Origin of the sequence: Sphingobium sp., from assembly GCA_035196065.1 — a bacterium.
GTDB classification, from domain to species: domain Bacteria; phylum Pseudomonadota; class Alphaproteobacteria; order Sphingomonadales; family Sphingomonadaceae; genus Sphingorhabdus_B; species Sphingorhabdus_B rara.
Map to the genome: position 1 here is coordinate 2,618,025 of CP136575.1, position 15,690 is coordinate 2,633,714.

A 15,690-nucleotide genomic window follows, 5' to 3' on the forward strand; every position below is an offset into this window, starting at 1 on the left:
GATGGCGCGGGGTGATTTGTTTTTTACGGGAACTGCCGATGACACGCCGCCGCAAAATTTATGAGGGCAAGGCCAAAATTCTGTACGAAGGCCCCGAACCCGGCACCCTGATCCAGTATTTCAAGGATGATGCCACCGCCTTCAACGCGCAGAAGCGCGGAACAATCACCGGCAAGGGCGTGATCAACAACCGCGTGTCCGAACATGTCTTCACGCGGCTGGCCCATATCGGCATCCCGACCCACTTTATCCGTCGCCTGAATATGCGTGAACAGTTGATCCGCCAGGTTGAAATTGTCCCGATCGAGGTGATCGTTCGCAATGTCGCGGCAGGCACGCTTTCAAAGCGGCTGGGCATTGAGGAAGGCACACCCCTTCCCCACACACTGCTCGAATATTGCTACAAGGATGACAGCTTGGGCGATCCCCTTGTAGGCGAAGAGCATATCGCCTGCTTTGGCTGGGCAAGTCAGGAAGAGATGCAGGATATCAGCTCGATGGCGATCCGCGTCAATGATTTCATGTGCGGGATGTTCGCAGCAATCGGCATCCGCCTTGTCGATTTCAAGCTGGAATTCGGCCGCCTGTATGACGGCGATTTCAGCCGCATCATCCTGGCCGATGAAATCAGCCCTGACGGTTGCCGTCTATGGGACATTGAAACCGGTGAAAAGCTCGACAAGGATCGTTTCCGTCGCGACCTGGGCGGCGAAGCAGAGGCCTATCAGGAAGTTGCCCGCCGGCTTGGCCTGATTCCCGAAGAGGGCGAAGGCGCGGTTCTCGACATGGTCACGCATCGGTTGCGCAAGGGCAAATGATTTACAACTTCGCCGATTGCGTTTGAAGGCAAAGCGGCGATAACGGCGCGATGGGGAAGAAATCCGCCGCCATATCCTTGGCCCTTGCATGCGCATTTGCGTGTCTTTCGGTTCCAGTCGAGGCATCAGCCGCCGACAAGGCGCAGCGCACCGCGCCGTGGAACAGCGAGACCAGCGATCTGGAGGCGGACAAGCGCATCATCTATGGCGTTCTGCCCAACGGCCTGCGCTATGCCATTCGCCATAACGAACGGCCTGAAAACCAGGTCCTGATCCGGCTGGCGGTCGAATTCGGATCGGCTGCAGAAGCAGATAACGAACAGGGCCTTGCCCATTTTATCGAGCATATGGCGTTCAACGGCACCACCAATGTGCCCGAGGGCGAAATGGTGCGCAAACTCGAACGGCTCGGGCTGAGCTTTGGCGCAGATACCAATGCCTCGACCGGCTATCTGCGCACGCAATACAAGCTTGATCTGCCCAAATCCGATCCACAGCTCATCGATCAGGCGCTGTTCCTGCTGCGCGAGACGGCAAGCGAAGTGCTGTTCAATCCCGAAGCGGTCGAACGCGAGCGCGGCGTCGTGATCGCCGAAATGCGCGACAGGGAAAATTACAATTTCCAACGCGCCCGCGCGGTCAACCAGCTATTTTATCCCGACAGTTATTTTTCCACCCGCTATCCTATCGGGACGCTGGATGTGCTCCAAAATGCGCCGGCCGAACGCATGCGCGCTTTATATCGCCGTTGGTACACCCCGGACCGCACCCGGCTGATCATTGTCGGACCAGTCGATCCCGTCGCGATGGAAAAGGCGATCCTGCGCCATTTCGCCTCATGGCGCGGCGAAGGCCGGCAGTTGGGCGATCTGGACCGATGCGGTTTTGATACGCAGCGTCCCAGCGGCGCGGGCGTCTTTAGCCATCCCGAAGTAAGCGAGGCCATCAGTGTCGAGCAGATTTTGCCCGACAGGCCGCGCCCCGATACCTTCGAACGCGCACTGCTCGATCTTCGCATGCAGATTGCGGCAGGGATTATCGGTGACCGGATCGCGCGCAAAAGCCGCCGCGAAGATGTGCCATTGCTGGGCAGCAACATCGGCTTTTCCGCAGGTTTCTGCGATAAACATGCAAGGGTTGGATTCGCCATCGGTTCAAAGGATGGCGCGTGGCGCAAAGCCCTGCCCATCGTCGAACAAATGGTGCGTCAGGCGGTCGAACATGGTTTTGGCGAGCAGGAAATTGCCGAGCAGATCCAACGGCTGGACGCGGCCTTTGCCAATGCTGTGCGCAGTGAAAGCACCACAACGAGCGGGGCCTTTGCCAATGAACTGACCAATCTGGACGATGATATCGTCACCGCCGCCGATTACCGCCAGCGGCTTTGGTTGCAATTGCGGCCGTTCATGGGCGCGGATAGCGTCAGCCGCGAATTTGCCTATTGGTTCAATAAGCTGGAACGGCCGCAAATTTTTCTGTCCGGCCGCAAGATCGACGGCGTGACAGAGGCAGACATAGTTTCCGCCTTCACTGCCAGCCGGAACAGCGCTGTCACCCCGCCCGATCTGCGCGTGGCCAAAGGCTGGGCCTATTCCGATTTTGGCACAGCGGGTGTCCTTGTCAGCGACACCCGAATATCCGATCTCGATATCCGCACATTGCGTTTTGCCAATGGCGTCCGGCTCAACCTGAAAAAGACTGATTTTGAAAAGGATCGGGTGCGTTGGTCGTTGCGGGTCGATGGTGGACGGATGCATTTCGCACAGAAAGACCAACCTCTGGCGATGTTCATGCAGGGTGCTTATGTCGGCGGCGGGCTTGGTGCCTATGACGCTGATGATCTGCGCGCAGCCCTTGCCGGAACAACCGCAGCCCCGATCCTAGCCGTCGGTGCAGACCATTTCGGCGGATCATCGGCGGTGGTTCGAAAGGATCTGGAACGCCAATTGCAATTGCTTGCCGCAATGATCACCGATCCTGGCTATCGCGGCGACGCCGTCAGGCTGTTTCGCCGCCCACTGGCCGAGTTTTACAGCCGCTTGAACGCGACACCCTCTTCCACACTGACGCAGGGGCAGGCGCGTGTGATGAACGGCGATGATTTGCGGTTCGTGCTACCGCCGCGCGAACAACTGGAAGCCGCCGATTTTGCTGCGCTTCGTACCGCTCTGGGCGATGTTTTGGCGACAGCGCCGATCGAGATCGGGCTGGTCGGGGATTTCGACGAGGCAGAAGCAATCGCGATGGTCGCACGCACCTTTGGCGCCTTGCCGATGCGAAAAGCCGAGGCCGGGATCGATCCGGCGGCACGCGCCACCCGATATAGCGGCGCCTTTGGCATCCATATTCTGCCACACCGCGGTGAAGCAAACCAGATGGCTTGGCGGCGAGTCTGGCCGACAACAGACGACAGCGACCAGCGGCAGGAACAGACGATGGAACTGCTTGCCGACATCGTCCGCATCCGCCTTCTTGACGAACTGCGCGAGAAACTGGGCGCGACCTATGGTGCGGGCGCATCGTCGGATATGTCGGACATTTATACCGGCCGCGGCACATTTTCGGTTGGTACCAATGGCGATCCCAAGGATATCGACGCGATCGAAAAGGCAGTCGAGGCGGTCATCGCGGAAATCACGGCAGCGCCGGTCGACGCCGACCTGTTCGAACGCGGGCGCAAGCCTTCGCTAGAAAGCTATGCCGACTGGCGGCGTCAAAACTCAACCTGGATGCAGATCGTCGATCAGGCGCAGACAGAACCCGAGCGGCTTGAACGCTTCCGCCGCAATGAAGAGCGGTTCCGCTCGATCACGGCGCAGGATGTGTGGGAGGCGGCCAAGCGCTTTCTGGCGGATAAGCCCAGCTATATCTTTCGCGCAATGCCCGAGGCAAAGGCAACCGCACCAGCCGGCTAGATCAACCTTTGGTCTTGTATCCGCACAATATGCCAAGGACGAAGGACAGGAACAGCGCCAGTTGCACCTCGTCCTGCGTATAGCGGCTCCAGCCAAAAATCTGCGAGCCAAATCCGAACATGGCGACGAACATCGCCGCTGATAGACCGACCATATCGCACCTCCATGGCTCTGCTGCCACCTTTGTCGTCGATCATGTCGCATAACTTTTCCTGGTCAACCAACGGTTCGATTTTGAGGTTATTGCGCGTTTAACCATCAATCGCCCCCTTGTTTCCGGCCCGGTGGCAGCTATAGGGGGCGAAACTTTCCCAGCAGGCAGTTTCATATGAAAACCCGCGTTTTTGTTACCCTGAAAAATGGCGTTCTCGATCCCCAGGGCAAGGCAATCCACCATGCGCTTGAAGGGCTTGGCTTTTCCGGGGTGCAGGACGTGCGCGCCGGCCGGTTGATCGAGATCGAGCATGACGAAAGCGTCGGCAAAGCCGAGCTTGAAGAAATGGCGCGCAAGCTGCTCGCCAATATGGTGATCGAGAATTTCGAGATCGAGGCCCGCTGATGCGCGCCGCAGTCATCCAGTTTCCGGGGTCCAATTGCGACCGTGACATGGCGGTTGCCATTCGCGAAGTAACCGGCGCCGAAACCTCGCTGGTCTGGCACCGCGAAAGCGAACTGCCCGCAGGGCTGGATCTGATCGCCGTTCCGGGCGGCTTTTCCTATGGCGATTATTTACGTTCGGGCGCGATGGCCGCGCGGTCACCGGTTATGCAGGCGGTTATTGCTGCTGCCGGCCGCGGTGTTCCAGTGCTCGGCGTCTGCAACGGTTTCCAGATATTGACCGAGGCAGGCCTGCTGCCCGGCGCCTTGATGCGCAATGCCGGTATTCGCTTTGTCTGCCGCGAAGTGAAGCTGACCGTCGAAAACAGTCAGTCAATCTTTACCAGCCGCTATGACGCCGGCGAAGAGATTGTGATTCCAGTGGCCCATCATGACGGTAATTATTTTGCCGATGATGCAACGCTCGACCGGCTGGAAGGCGAAGGCCGTGTCGCCTTCCGCTATGCCGAACCCGTCAATGGCTCGGCGCGTAACATTGCAGGCATATTGAACGAGGCCGGCAATGTTCTGGGCATGATGCCGCACCCCGAACGCATGATCGAAGCGGTGCAGGGCGGATCAGACGGTCGGCGGCTGTTCGAAGGGCTTATCCGCGAAATCGCCTGATTCCGGCACAGCCGGTTTTGACTGGGGCTGCAGCCAGCGGCCTACCAGCAACAGCATAGTCGGCCAGAACATCGTATTCCAGATATCGTGCCAATGGGCCGCATCGGGCATGATTGCGCTATTGGATGCTTCTGCCAGCATGTCGAGCCATTCGACACCGCAGGCCAATGCCAGCGTTGCAAGCCAAGCCAGCACCCAGCCGCCCTTGCGGCGCCAGACCAGCCTTACCAGCAGGAATAGGCCCATACCGGCATAAATATGCAGGGCATCTTTGGCGAGCCCGGTCGATTCGATCACCACAAGCTTGAAATGCTGAAAATCCAGCGGTGTGTAACCGAACAGCATGGCGATTAGACCTGTGTTTTGAACGGCGTGAAATTGGTGTGATCGTCAAAGATATCCACGCCTTCACGCCGTTTGAGGCCACCGACAACCGCATAGGTGACCGGCGTCAACACCACTTCCCACAACACCTTGAGCAGCCAGTTCGTCACCATGACGGCAAGCACCGCTTCATTCTCCCAAACGCCCCAAAATGCCAGCGGGTAGAAGATGATGCTGTCGACCCCCTGCCCCACCACGGTCGATCCGATGGTGCGCGACCAGAGATGCTTGCCTTTGGTCCAGACCTTCATCCGCGCCAGAACATAGCTGTTGACGAACTCGCCCGCCCAAAAAGCAACGATTGAGGCAAAGACAATGCGCGGCACTTGGCCGAAAACGCTTTCATAGGCAGCCTGCCCTTCCCAACCATCCGCCGGCGGAAGGCTGACGACGACCCAACTCATAAAGGCCATGAACAGCAGCGCTGCAAAACCCGCCCAGATCACCCGGCGCGCGCGCGCATAACCATAAACTTCGGTGAGGACGTCGCCGATCACATAACCCAATGGAAAGAACAGGATGCCTGCGCCGAACACCCAGGGCTCACCGCCCAATTCGATCTGCGCCGGCTTTGCCGCACCAATCACGTTGGAAAGCAACAACACGGCAACAAATGCCGCCATGACAAAGTCATAATAGCGGAAATGCCGCCCCGCGGCGGCGCTGGCGCTTTGCGCTTCGATATGGGTTTCGCTCATGCAGGAAGCCATATCTGCTTTGCAGCGCGGCGCAAAGCCGTTATTGGCGCAGGCAGCGCGCGCCCTTAGCTCAGCTGGATAGAGCGCGAGACTTCTAATCTTGAGGTCGCAGGTTCGACTCCTGCAGGGCGCGCCACTTTCCCAAGATCAAAACTGCACCGCGCCTCCGCGCAGCGCAAGGGCATCAAGCCGCGACTTTGCGCTGCTTCTCCAGTTTCTTCAGCACCATCTGGCGCTTGAGCCGCGAAAGATGATCAATGAACAATATGCCTTCAAGATGATCCATCTCATGCTGCAGGCAGATAGCCATCAGGCCTTCCATATCTTCTTCATGCACCTTGCCATCAATATCCTGCCACCGCGCGCGGATGCGGGCGGGGCGCTCAACTTCGGCAAACTGGTCGGGAACCGACAGGCAACCTTCGGCATAGGTTGAATATTCGTCTGACGGATCGAGGATTTCTGGATTGATGAAGATACGAGGATTGCGAACCACGTCATGATCGTGGTTGCACGGCCCGTCATGGTCGTGATGATGATCGGCAGGCTCCTGTAGATCGATCACCAGGACGCGCTTCGGCACGCCGACCTGGATCGCCGCCAAGCCTATACCGGGAGCATCATACATGGTGTCGAACATGTCTTCGACCAGTTGCTTAAGCTCGTCGTTAAACTCCGTCACCGGATTTGAAATCACTTTGAGCCGCTGATCGGGCACTTCAAGAATGGGGAGAATAGCCATGCGCGCAAAATAGGCGGCGCGAGGGCATTGGTCAACCATTGCCCCACCGAAAAGCTGGTCCCGTCAGCTGACAGGACGCCGCGCCCGCAGCGCCTGCGCCAATGTACCTTCATCGAGATAATCCAACTCACCCCCCACCGGCACGCCATGCGCCAGCTGCGTCAGGCGGATCGGGAAGGCTTCCAGCCGCTCGGCAAGATAATGGGCCGTGGTCTGCCCTTCGAGGGTCGCATTCATCGCCAGCACCACCTCGTCAATGCCGCCCTCGGCAACGCGCGCCACCAGCCCATCGATATTGAGGTCTTCAGGGCGCACCCCATCAAGCGCGGAAAGCCGTCCGCCCAGCACATGATATTTGCCGGGAAACAAACGGGAACGATCGAGCGCCCACAGGTCGGACACATCCTCGACAACACATAATGCGCGGGTGTCGCGGCGGGGATCGGCGCAAATGCCGCAAGGGTCGCTGGTATCGACATTGCCGCATGTCGCGCAGGTTTTGAGCCGTTCTTCGACGGCTTCCAGCGCGCGCAGCAACGGCTGAAGCACCGTTTCGCGCTTTTTCATCAGATGCAGCACGACGCGGCGGGCAGAACGCGGGCCCAGCCCCGGAAGACGGGACAATGCCTGCGCCAGCGCGTCTATTTCTTGCGATGCCATATCGGGGTAGCTAGTGCCCCTTGCAGATAAAGGAAAGACTTGGATGCGCATCATCTTCATGGGAACGCCGGATTTTGCTGTGCCGACGCTGAACGCGTTGGTGAAAGCCGGGCATGATGTGGTCGCAGTCTATTCGCAGCCCCCTCGCCCCGCAAACCGGGGAAAGAAACTGACGCCATCGGCCGTCCATGCACGGGCGGAGGCTTTGGGGCTGGAGGTGCGCACGCCGGTCTCGCTGAAAGCGACTGAAGAACAAGCCGCCTTTGCCGCGCTGCATGCCGATGTCGCCGTGGTTGCGGCCTATGGATTGTTGCTGCCACAACCAATCTTGGATGCGCCCCGTCATGGCTGCCTCAACGTCCATGGCTCGCTCCTCCCGCGTTGGCGCGGTGCAGCGCCAGTGCAACGCGCCATCCTTGCGGGCGACGAAACAACCGGCGTCATGATCATGCAGATGGAAGCGGGGCTGGACACCGGGCCAGTCCGCGCGACTGCCTCCACCGCTATTGACCGCAAGACGGCAGGCGATTTGACCGACGAACTGGCCGGGCTGGGCGCTGCGCTGATGGTAAAGGTGCTCGCTGACCTTGATGCCCACCCGGCGGCCGCGCAACCTGACGACGGCGTGACCTATGCCCGCAAGATCGAAAAGGCAGAGGCGCGGCTCGATTTCAGCCAGCCTGCCGAAGCGGTCGAACGGCAAATTCGCGCATTCAACCCGGTACCGGGCGCCTTTTTCGAACTGGGCGGGGAGCGTTACCGCATACTCGCTGCCGATAATGTCGATGGCGTCGGAAACAGCGGTGGCGTGCTGGACGACCAGTTGACCATCGCCTGCGCTGACAGGGCAATCCGCCCGACAATCATCCAGCGCGCGGGCAAACCAGCCATGGCGCTTGCCGAATTCCTTCGCGGCAACCGCATAATGGCGGGCACCATACTTTCATGAACCGTTTTGCCTTCACCATCGAATTTGACGGCACGCCCTATATGGGCTGGCAGCGGCAGGGACATGGCCCGTCGGTGCAGCAGGAAATCGAAGAGGCGATTGGCCGCGTCACTGGCGAAGCGGCAATCCTGCACGCGGCAGGTCGCACCGATGCCGGCGTGCATGCACTGGCGATGCGCGCCCATACCGATATCGAAAAGCCAATCGAACCCTTCCGGCTGATGGAAGCGGTTAACGCGCAATTGCGACCCCGGCCGATCGCCATTCTAGCCTGCGAGATTGTGCCTGATGACTGGCACGCCCGCTTTTCCTGCATCGGCCGCGCCTATATCTATCGCATCGCCAATCGCCGTGCGCCTTTGGCACTCGAAGCCCGCCGGGCTTGGAAAGTGCCGCAGCCACTGGACGCCGATGCCATGCATGAAGCAGCGCAGCGTCTGGTCGGCCTGCATGATTTCACCACCTTCCGTTCGGCCCATTGCCAGTCAGACAGCCCGGTCAAGACATTGGACCGGCTCAATGTGCGGCGCGAGGGCGAGCATGTGCTGATCGAGGCTGCGGCCCGCAGTTTCCTGCATCATCAGGTGCGATCGATGGTCGGCTGCCTCGCCTTTGTCGGCATGGGACGCTGGACTGTCGATGATCTGCAGGTCGCGCTGGAGGCGAAGGATCGGGCGGCACTGGCGCTGAATGCCCCGCCGGACGGGCTATATTTCGTGCGCGCGGTCTATCCCTAACCGAAAATCCGCGAGACCGATTTTTCCAGCATCAGCAATTGCCAGAGCAGCCGGCTGTGATCCGAACGGCCGGCGATATGTTCATCGGCAATGCGCGCAATGGCCGCACTGTCAAACCAGCCGGTTCGCGCCAAGGTGGTATTCGACGCAATCCCACGCGCGGTATCTGCGAGCGGCCCGCGAAACCATTGCGCGATCGGCGTTACAAAGCCCATTTTCGGGCGATAGAGGATATCCTCGGGCAGATAGCGCTCCATCGTCCGCTTCATAAGCCATTTGCCCTGCCCGCCGCGCACACGCATATTTTCCGGCAGGCTTGCCGCAAATTCGAGCAAGCGATGATCGAGCAGCGGCTCACGCGCCTCCAAACCCACCGCCATGCTGGTGCGATCGACCTTGGTCAATATGTCGCCGGGAAGCCACAATTTCATGTCTGCATATTGCGCCCGATCAAGCCCGCTGCGCGCCGGCGCGCCATCCATCAACCGGTGCATATGATATTCGGCCCGATAGCCACGGAGCAATTGCTGGGTGCGGCGGGAATAAAGCCGGTCGCGCAAAGCCGGCGGGGTAACGCCAACCGCCTCGGCATAGCCCTCTGCCCCTGTACGCCCTAGCGAGAGCAGCGTTGTTTTCGCGCGCAACGGACGCGGTGCCCAATCCGCCTTTGGATAGAGCCTGCCCAGCGTTCCGAACAGCGGGCCACGGATGGCTTGCGGCAAAAACGCACGCATCCGCTCTTCGCCTTGGTGAAAGACATGGCGGCGATAGCCGGCAAAGGCCTCATCCGCGCCATCGCCAGACAGAGCGACCGTCACATGTTCACGGGCCATCTCGCTCACCCTGTAGGTCGGAAGCGCGGAGGCATCGGCAAAGGGTTCGTCAAAATGGAAGGCGAGTGTATCGACCAGACCGAAATCGTCAGCCGCCACCGTCTTACTGTGATGATCGGTCAGGAACCGCTTGGCAATGCGAGCGGCATATTGGCTTTCGTCCAATTCCCCAACATCAAAGCCAATCGAGCAGGTCTTCACCGGCAGGCGGGATGCCTCCGCCATCAGGGCCACTACGCTGCTGCTGTCCACGCCGCCTGAAAGAAACGCCCCCAAAGGCACATCGGCGACCATGCGGCTGAGCACGGCATGGCGCATCAGCCGCAGCAACTCCTCTTGCAACTCGGCCTCGCTGCCCTTCACCCGCCTTGAAAAGTCGATATCCCAATAGCGTGTCGGTGCAGGTTCTGCCTTCCCTTGGGTGAGCAACCAATAATGGCCCGCCTCCAGTTTGCGAACCCCGGCAACGATGCAGCCATGATCGGGCACATAGCCAAAGGCCAGATAGTCATCGACCATTGCCAGATCGGGTTCGCGCCGCAGCCCCGGATGTTCAAGCAGCGCCTTCAGTTCCGAACCGAAGATGATGCTGCCGTCCGCCAGCCGCGCATGATAAAGTGGCTTTACGCCCAGCCGGTCGCGCGCCAGCAACAGGGTGCGGTGGGCGACATCATAAAGCGCGAAAGCAAACATGCCGTGCAATCGCTCCACACTGGCAGGCCCCCATGCGCGATAGGCCTCCAATATTACTTCGCTGTCGCTATGCGTGCGAAACGCGTGGCCCATCGCCTCCAATTCGCGGCGCAATTCCTGGAAATTGTAGATTTCCCCGTTGAAGGAAAGCGCGAAACGCGCGTCTTCGGTCAACATCGGCTGTGCGCCGCCGCCAAGGTCAATGATCGACAATCGGCGATGGCCCAGACCTATTCCGGGCGCGGTCCACACGCCTGATCCATCGGGCCCGCGATGCGCGAGCACGTCTGTCATCCGTCGCACACGTTCAGGATCGACGGGTTTCGAACTTTCGACATGGAAGATACCGGCGATGCCGCACATAATCGCTATCTAGTCCAATCCGGCCATTCGGTCAGCCAGTTTGTCGATATCACCGACAGATTTGACAAAAGCATCCATCGTCGGCCGGGGGCTTTGCTTGCCCGCCTGTTCGGACGATACCAGTATTGCGACCGATTGCTGATCGCCGCCGGTCAGCCGCGCCTTCATCGTTGCAAGTTTGATTGCAGCGGCGGACCCGCTGGTAACGCCACCAACACGATAGAAACTCAGCACCTCACGCCTGTGCTGATGCCGCGAACTTATCCGTTCACAGCGGCCATTGGTCGGCGCGGGGCAACCCTCGATCCATGACCAGACGTCACCCAGCCCTTCAGCACCCTGCCCAAATCCTATCAGTTCGCGGCCCTCGCTCTGCCGGTCATAGACGGCGATGAACAGGTCGGCCGTCTGTCCCTCAACGTTCTGATAGCGACCAAGCAGCGTGTGGCTGGCATCGACAAAGCGCGGTTGCCAGGGATGGACTGGGCGGTAATCAACACGCTGCCAGCCAGGAACATCGGGCAAGGCGATCTGCGCAGGCACTGGGGCGGCGCGCTGCGCGACATAATGCGTCCAGCCGAGGGGAATGAGCAGAACTGCGGCAAGCATCGCGAAAGCCTGGGCCTGGGGGAGCGGCCTGGGCGCGCGGATGTTCCAGCCATCCACCTTGATCGGCGCTGCGTCGGCGGCGCGATCAAAAAAGGGCCAGCCGGCGCCGAGGACGAGGGCGATCACAACGCCGAAAAAGACCCAGCCGTAAACGACATGGTCAAAACTGGCGGCGAAATCGACATTACCATGATGGGCAATATAGATCGTTCCAAAGGCCCGAATGCCATTGGCAATGATTGGGATCACAATACAGGCCGCCATGAACGCGATCCGGCGCGGCCAGTTGCTGAAGCACAAATTGGCGACCAGCGCCCCCAGCGCCACCATGGCAATCAGGAATTTAACGCCCGAACAGGCCTCCGCTACGCGGAACAGCGCCGTCGGGGTCGAAATATAAATGCCATCGATATGGGCCGGAACGCCGGTCAGCCCAAGCAACCACATGCAAATGTCCGCCGTCAGGATTTGCAGTGCGGGCACAAATTCTTCGCCAAATGGTACAAGGAACAGCATGTAGAATAGCGGGAATAGCAGGCCAAAAGTCACCGCCGGGCCGAGAAGCAGAGCGACGCTGCCCTGCAGCATCATGACCAAGGCCAAATGCCTTGCCAGCGCGACTTCGCCGGCATTGCCCAACATCCAGCCCAGCGCGCCCGCACCAATCCAGAGCAGCGGCAAAGCCCACAGCTGCGGCTGCAGTTTGCCAAGCTCTGCCTTGCGCTGGTCAACCAGCCACCACAGGATCGGCAGGATCAGCAGGCAATGGTTGAAGGTCGAACTGTTCCACCAGATTGCCGCCATATCGCCCGCATCGCGCCAGAAAAGCGCAAGTATGAAGGCCCAGGCAATTGCCAGATTCCGAAGCGCGCCCTTCCACTCCACGCTGGCGAAGCCAAGGGCCGAACCGGTCATGGCGTCTTTGCCATCAACCGGAAGCGAAGCCGCATCCGGGCCGCTCACAACAATGTCTCCAGCGCCGCCAATGGCACGTCCCAGCCATAATTTTTCACGACATGGGCGCGGGCTGCCTGTCCCAATGCGACCCGCCTGTCGGTATCAGCAAGTAGTTCGCACACGATCCTTGCTTCGTCCAAGGCCGAACCCGCTATCCGGTAATGGATGCCGTCTTCCGCCATAATCCCTTCGGCGGCCGCCGCCGAGGCAACCACCGGCTTCGCCATCGCCATGGCCTCCAACACCTTATTCTGGACACCCCGGGCAATCCGCAACGGCGCAACCACCACATCGGCGCCGGCAATCCATGGGCGGACATCATCAACTGCGCCGGTCACTTGAACACCAGGCAAAGCCGAAAGCTGCGCCACCGCAGGCGCAGGGTTGCGGCCGACAATAGCGAATGTCGTTCCGGGATGGGCGGCACGGATGGCCGGAAAAGCATTGTCCGCGAAATCGGTCACCGCCTCGATATTGGGGCGGTAATCCATCTGGCCGGTGAAGACGATCAGTGGATCGGGAAATGGCGGATGCAGCTTTTTGAAGGGTGCAGCCGGGTCGTAAAAGCCGGTGTCGATGCCATTGCCGATTGCGTGGACATTGCCAGCGCCACTGCGGGCGCGGAACAGCGCGGCTTCGGCTTCGCTGACAAAGAGGCAGGCGTTGGCCCGGGCTGCGACTTGCGCTTCATAGCCGGCGAGCTTTTCTCCTTCACGCTGATGGATCCAGCGCATCAAGGCGTTTCCTTCGCCGGCATAGCTTTCGAATTTGGCGCTATCAACGTCGACAAAATCCATGATGATGCGACCGATATAATCACCCGGCACATATTGCGCCATCTGCCCCGAAAACACAAAGACATGGCTGATCTTGCCGCTGCCGAGCCGTTCATCAATCCAGCGCTGAAACGATTTGGAAGCAAAGGACGTCAGCGATACCGGCTTGCCGCTGGCCAGCGCCTCGATGCCGGCGAGCCATTGCGGCTTGGCGCGCAGTTCGACATGCAGCGAGGCAAGCCCTGCCCGTTCGCGCTCTGCACAGTCGAGATCGCGTTGGTCATCGGCAAAGGCAGCGACATGGACCGGAGCAAGCGAGCGCAGCTTTTGCAGCAGATGAAAAGAACGGATCTTGTCTCCCCGGTCTGCAGGCCAGGGAATACGGTGGGCCAGAAACAATATCTCTCGCATCATCCCAGACCTCTGGAAATCCAGGGCCCGGCAAGATTGGCGAGCGGCAGCGGCATTTTCTGCCAGATCGAGACAAAGGCGCTGTATTTACCGCTGGTCGGATTGACATCACGGGGCGCCACGCCATCTGTAGTACGCGTAGAATAAGTTAGAGGTTCCGGCCGAAAGCCCCAGTTTTTCTTGAAAAAATAGGCACCAGATTCAACCTTCGACCGGCCGAAATCAAAGCGTGTGCAGCCTTTCCGGCGCGCATGATTCATCAGCGCATAATACATCACATCATTCGCACGCAGCGCCCTGGCTGCCCAGATGCCGCCGCCCCAATAGGGCATGACCGCGCCCTTGTGATACAGGCTGAGCACGCTGGCAACCGGCGCGCCATTGAACAAAACCGTCAATATGTCGGCATCATCGCCAAAGGCTGACAGCGTCTGCGCCATCAGCGCGCGGGGGAATACAGGCGTTCCCAGATTGCGCACGCTTTCGGAATAAATGCGATAATGCCAATCAAGATCCCGCGAACCGCTGCCGGTTTCAATGGTCAATCCGCCGTCCAGCCCCTTGCGCACCTCTGCGCGCTGCTTGCGCGGAATGGTGAGCAGTTCAGCTTCATCATCGACAGCCAGTGCGCGTTCGAAATTGGCATGCGCTTCGGCTTGCAGCGTCCACCCATGGAGGGGGATTGCGCCGCCGCGCAATTCGGCGGTGGTGCAGCGTTGTTCAGACGCCAGCGACCAGAGCGAGTCGGCCAGTCGGTCTGCGATCCCTTGCGTCCCTGCCAATATGCCGCCGCCCACGGCAAAACCCGAAGAAACCAGCGCATTGCCGAAAAGCGGTGATTTTATCGCATGGCAGGGCACAAGCCCGACGATCTGGCCCGCATCATTTTCGGCAACGAGCATGAAAGCGCGATTGCCCGTTGCCACCTCTACCGCGCGCAGCCATTGGGGGCGATGAAAAGGCGTCGATTGTGGATGCGCCAACACCCAATTGTCGATCTGGCCGCGATCGGATTGATCCGACAAATCCGCCTGACGAACTATAATATGTTCGTTGACCATTGGCGCATTCATGCAATTCTTGTCCGCTCGCGCTCGACAATATGGTCAAGCCGATCCCATTGGAAATCCCCGATCAGCCGTTCAAGCTTGCCCGCCATTGCGTCCAACCGGCTATAATGCCGCAATTTGGACCGCAGAGATGCATTGGCAACGCGTGGCTGGCCGGGGTCGATTTCCCAAGGGTGGAAATAGATGATTGCCGGCCGCTCCTCCCGATTGACCTGGCGGATCGCCCAGCGTGAATAGGCATAAGGCAAGAGGCGGAAAAAGCCGCCACCGCCTGCGGCAATGCGGCGCTTCCCCAGCATTGCGGTGGTCACGGGGATTTCAACAAGGTCGCTCCCCGAAACCGGTTTGAAGGCAAAACGGGGCGCGTCTGCCCAGCCATAATGATCATGGGCAATGGGATTGATGCTCGAAGAATAGAGATAACCCTGTTCCGCGATGATCTGATGTGCCCAATGCGTGTCTTTGTTGATCGAGAAACTGGGCGCGCGATAGCCGCGCACCGCGGCACCGCCCAGATCTTCAATTGTCTTGCGCGACCGATCAAGATCGTCAGCAAATTGCGCCGGTGTCATCGTAAAGACGCGGTCATGGGCGCAACCATGATTGGCCAGTTCATGGCCCGCAGCCACGATCCGCTGCATCAGTTGCGGATAGCGTTCAGCAACCCAGGCCAGCGTGAAGAAGGTAGCCTTAATGCCAGCTGCGTCGAACATTTCCAGCAATCGATCAGTATTGCATTCCACGCGGCATTCGCGCGCAGGCCAGCTATCGCGCGCGATCACATCCTCGAACGCGCCGACCTGAAACCAGTCCTCCACATCGACCGACAAGGCATTCAGCAACAGCGGGCC

The 15,690-nt window shown here is 59.6% G+C and carries 16 protein-coding genes and 1 tRNA gene; 7 read left to right on the forward strand and 10 right to left on the reverse strand.

Features of this window, described 5'->3' with window-relative positions; translation table 11 throughout:
• Positions 1-38 precede the first annotated feature (38 nt).
• Positions 39-818, forward strand: coding sequence for a phosphoribosylaminoimidazolesuccinocarboxamide synthase (locus RSE16_12590; GenBank protein WRH75536.1), 780 nt, complete (start codon positions 39-41; stop codon positions 816-818).
• A gap of 50 nt (positions 819-868) precedes the next feature.
• The gene (locus RSE16_12595; GenBank protein WRH75537.1) at positions 869-3,733 is read left to right on the forward strand and encodes an insulinase family protein; all 2,865 of its coding nucleotides are present in this window, start codon (positions 869-871) and stop codon (positions 3,731-3,733) included.
• 1 nt (position 3,734) lies between these two features.
• On the opposite strand, the gene RSE16_12600 is transcribed toward RSE16_12595, so the two are convergent.
• Positions 3,735-3,887 (reverse strand): hypothetical protein, encoded by a 153-nt coding sequence (locus tag RSE16_12600; GenBank protein WRH75538.1) that lies wholly within the window; start codon positions 3,885-3,887, stop codon positions 3,735-3,737.
• 174 nt (positions 3,888-4,061) lie between these two features.
• On the opposite strand from RSE16_12600, the gene purS reads away from it, so the two are divergent.
• Positions 4,062-4,292 carry a phosphoribosylformylglycinamidine synthase subunit PurS gene (purS, locus tag RSE16_12605; protein WRH75539.1) on the forward strand — a complete coding sequence of 77 codons (231 nt, stop codon included), beginning with the start codon at positions 4,062-4,064 and terminating at the stop codon, positions 4,290-4,292.
• Positions 4,292-4,957, forward strand: a complete 666-nt coding sequence (purQ, locus tag RSE16_12610; GenBank protein WRH75540.1) for a phosphoribosylformylglycinamidine synthase subunit PurQ — start codon at positions 4,292-4,294, stop codon at positions 4,955-4,957. The genes purS and purQ overlap by 1 nt, the downstream gene beginning before the upstream one ends.
• Here purQ and RSE16_12615 read toward each other — a convergent pair.
• Together RSE16_12615 and RSE16_12620 are read right to left on the reverse strand one after the other, a co-directional pair.
• A complete protein-coding gene (locus RSE16_12615; GenBank protein ID WRH75541.1) occupies positions 4,910-5,302 on the reverse strand; it encodes a hypothetical protein in 393 nt (130 codons plus the stop codon). The genes purQ and RSE16_12615 overlap by 48 nt on opposite strands.
• A gap of 5 nt (positions 5,303-5,307) precedes the next feature.
• Positions 5,308-6,039: a queuosine precursor transporter gene (locus RSE16_12620; protein WRH75542.1), complete on the reverse strand. Its 732-nt coding sequence runs from the start codon at positions 6,037-6,039 to the stop codon at positions 5,308-5,310.
• A 59-nt stretch (positions 6,040-6,098) separates the two neighbouring features.
• On the opposite strand from RSE16_12620, the gene RSE16_12625 reads away from it, so the two are divergent.
• A tRNA-Arg gene (locus tag RSE16_12625) sits at positions 6,099-6,175 on the forward strand.
• A 48-nt stretch (positions 6,176-6,223) separates the two neighbouring features.
• Here the strand turns inward: RSE16_12625 and def are convergent.
• Together def and recR are read right to left on the reverse strand one after the other, a co-directional pair.
• The gene (def, locus tag RSE16_12630; GenBank protein ID WRH75543.1) at positions 6,224-6,781 is read right to left on the reverse strand and encodes a peptide deformylase; all 558 of its coding nucleotides are present in this window, start codon (positions 6,779-6,781) and stop codon (positions 6,224-6,226) included.
• 63 nt (positions 6,782-6,844) lie between these two features.
• A complete protein-coding gene (gene recR / locus RSE16_12635; GenBank protein WRH75544.1) occupies positions 6,845-7,441 on the reverse strand; it encodes a recombination mediator RecR in 597 nt (198 codons plus the stop codon).
• Positions 7,442-7,484: 43 nt separating this feature from the next.
• On the opposite strand from recR, the gene fmt reads away from it, so the two are divergent.
• Together fmt and truA are read left to right on the forward strand one after the other, a co-directional pair.
• Positions 7,485-8,390: a methionyl-tRNA formyltransferase gene (gene fmt / locus RSE16_12640; protein ID WRH75545.1), complete on the forward strand. Its 906-nt coding sequence runs from the start codon at positions 7,485-7,487 to the stop codon at positions 8,388-8,390.
• Positions 8,387-9,127: a tRNA pseudouridine(38-40) synthase TruA gene (truA, locus tag RSE16_12645; GenBank protein ID WRH75546.1), complete on the forward strand. Its 741-nt coding sequence runs from the start codon at positions 8,387-8,389 to the stop codon at positions 9,125-9,127. Before fmt ends, truA begins: the two co-directional genes overlap by 4 nt.
• Here the strand turns inward: truA and RSE16_12650 are convergent.
• The 5 genes from RSE16_12650 to RSE16_12670 are packed head-to-tail and all read right to left on the reverse strand — an operon-like array spanning position 9,124 to position 15,684.
• Positions 9,124-11,016 carry an amidotransferase 1, exosortase A system-associated gene (locus RSE16_12650; GenBank protein WRH75547.1) on the reverse strand — a complete coding sequence of 631 codons (1,893 nt, stop codon included), beginning with the start codon at positions 11,014-11,016 and terminating at the stop codon, positions 9,124-9,126. The two genes, truA and RSE16_12650, sit on opposite strands and share 4 nt — an antisense overlap.
• A 9-nt stretch (positions 11,017-11,025) precedes the next feature.
• Positions 11,026-12,588 carry an exosortase A gene (gene xrtA, locus RSE16_12655; protein WRH75548.1) on the reverse strand — a complete coding sequence of 521 codons (1,563 nt, stop codon included), beginning with the start codon at positions 12,586-12,588 and terminating at the stop codon, positions 11,026-11,028.
• Positions 12,585-13,772 carry a TIGR03087 family PEP-CTERM/XrtA system glycosyltransferase gene (locus tag RSE16_12660; GenBank protein WRH75549.1) on the reverse strand — a complete coding sequence of 396 codons (1,188 nt, stop codon included), beginning with the start codon at positions 13,770-13,772 and terminating at the stop codon, positions 12,585-12,587. The genes xrtA and RSE16_12660 overlap by 4 nt, the downstream gene beginning before the upstream one ends.
• The gene (locus RSE16_12665) at positions 13,769-14,842 is read right to left on the reverse strand and encodes a FemAB family PEP-CTERM system-associated protein (GenBank protein WRH75550.1); all 1,074 of its coding nucleotides are present in this window, start codon (positions 14,840-14,842) and stop codon (positions 13,769-13,771) included. Before RSE16_12665 ends, RSE16_12660 begins: the two co-directional genes overlap by 4 nt.
• Positions 14,839-15,684: a DUF3473 domain-containing protein gene (locus tag RSE16_12670; protein ID WRH77355.1), complete on the reverse strand. Its 846-nt coding sequence runs from the start codon at positions 15,682-15,684 to the stop codon at positions 14,839-14,841. The genes RSE16_12665 and RSE16_12670 overlap by 4 nt, the downstream gene beginning before the upstream one ends.
• Positions 15,685-15,690 lie beyond the last annotated feature (6 nt).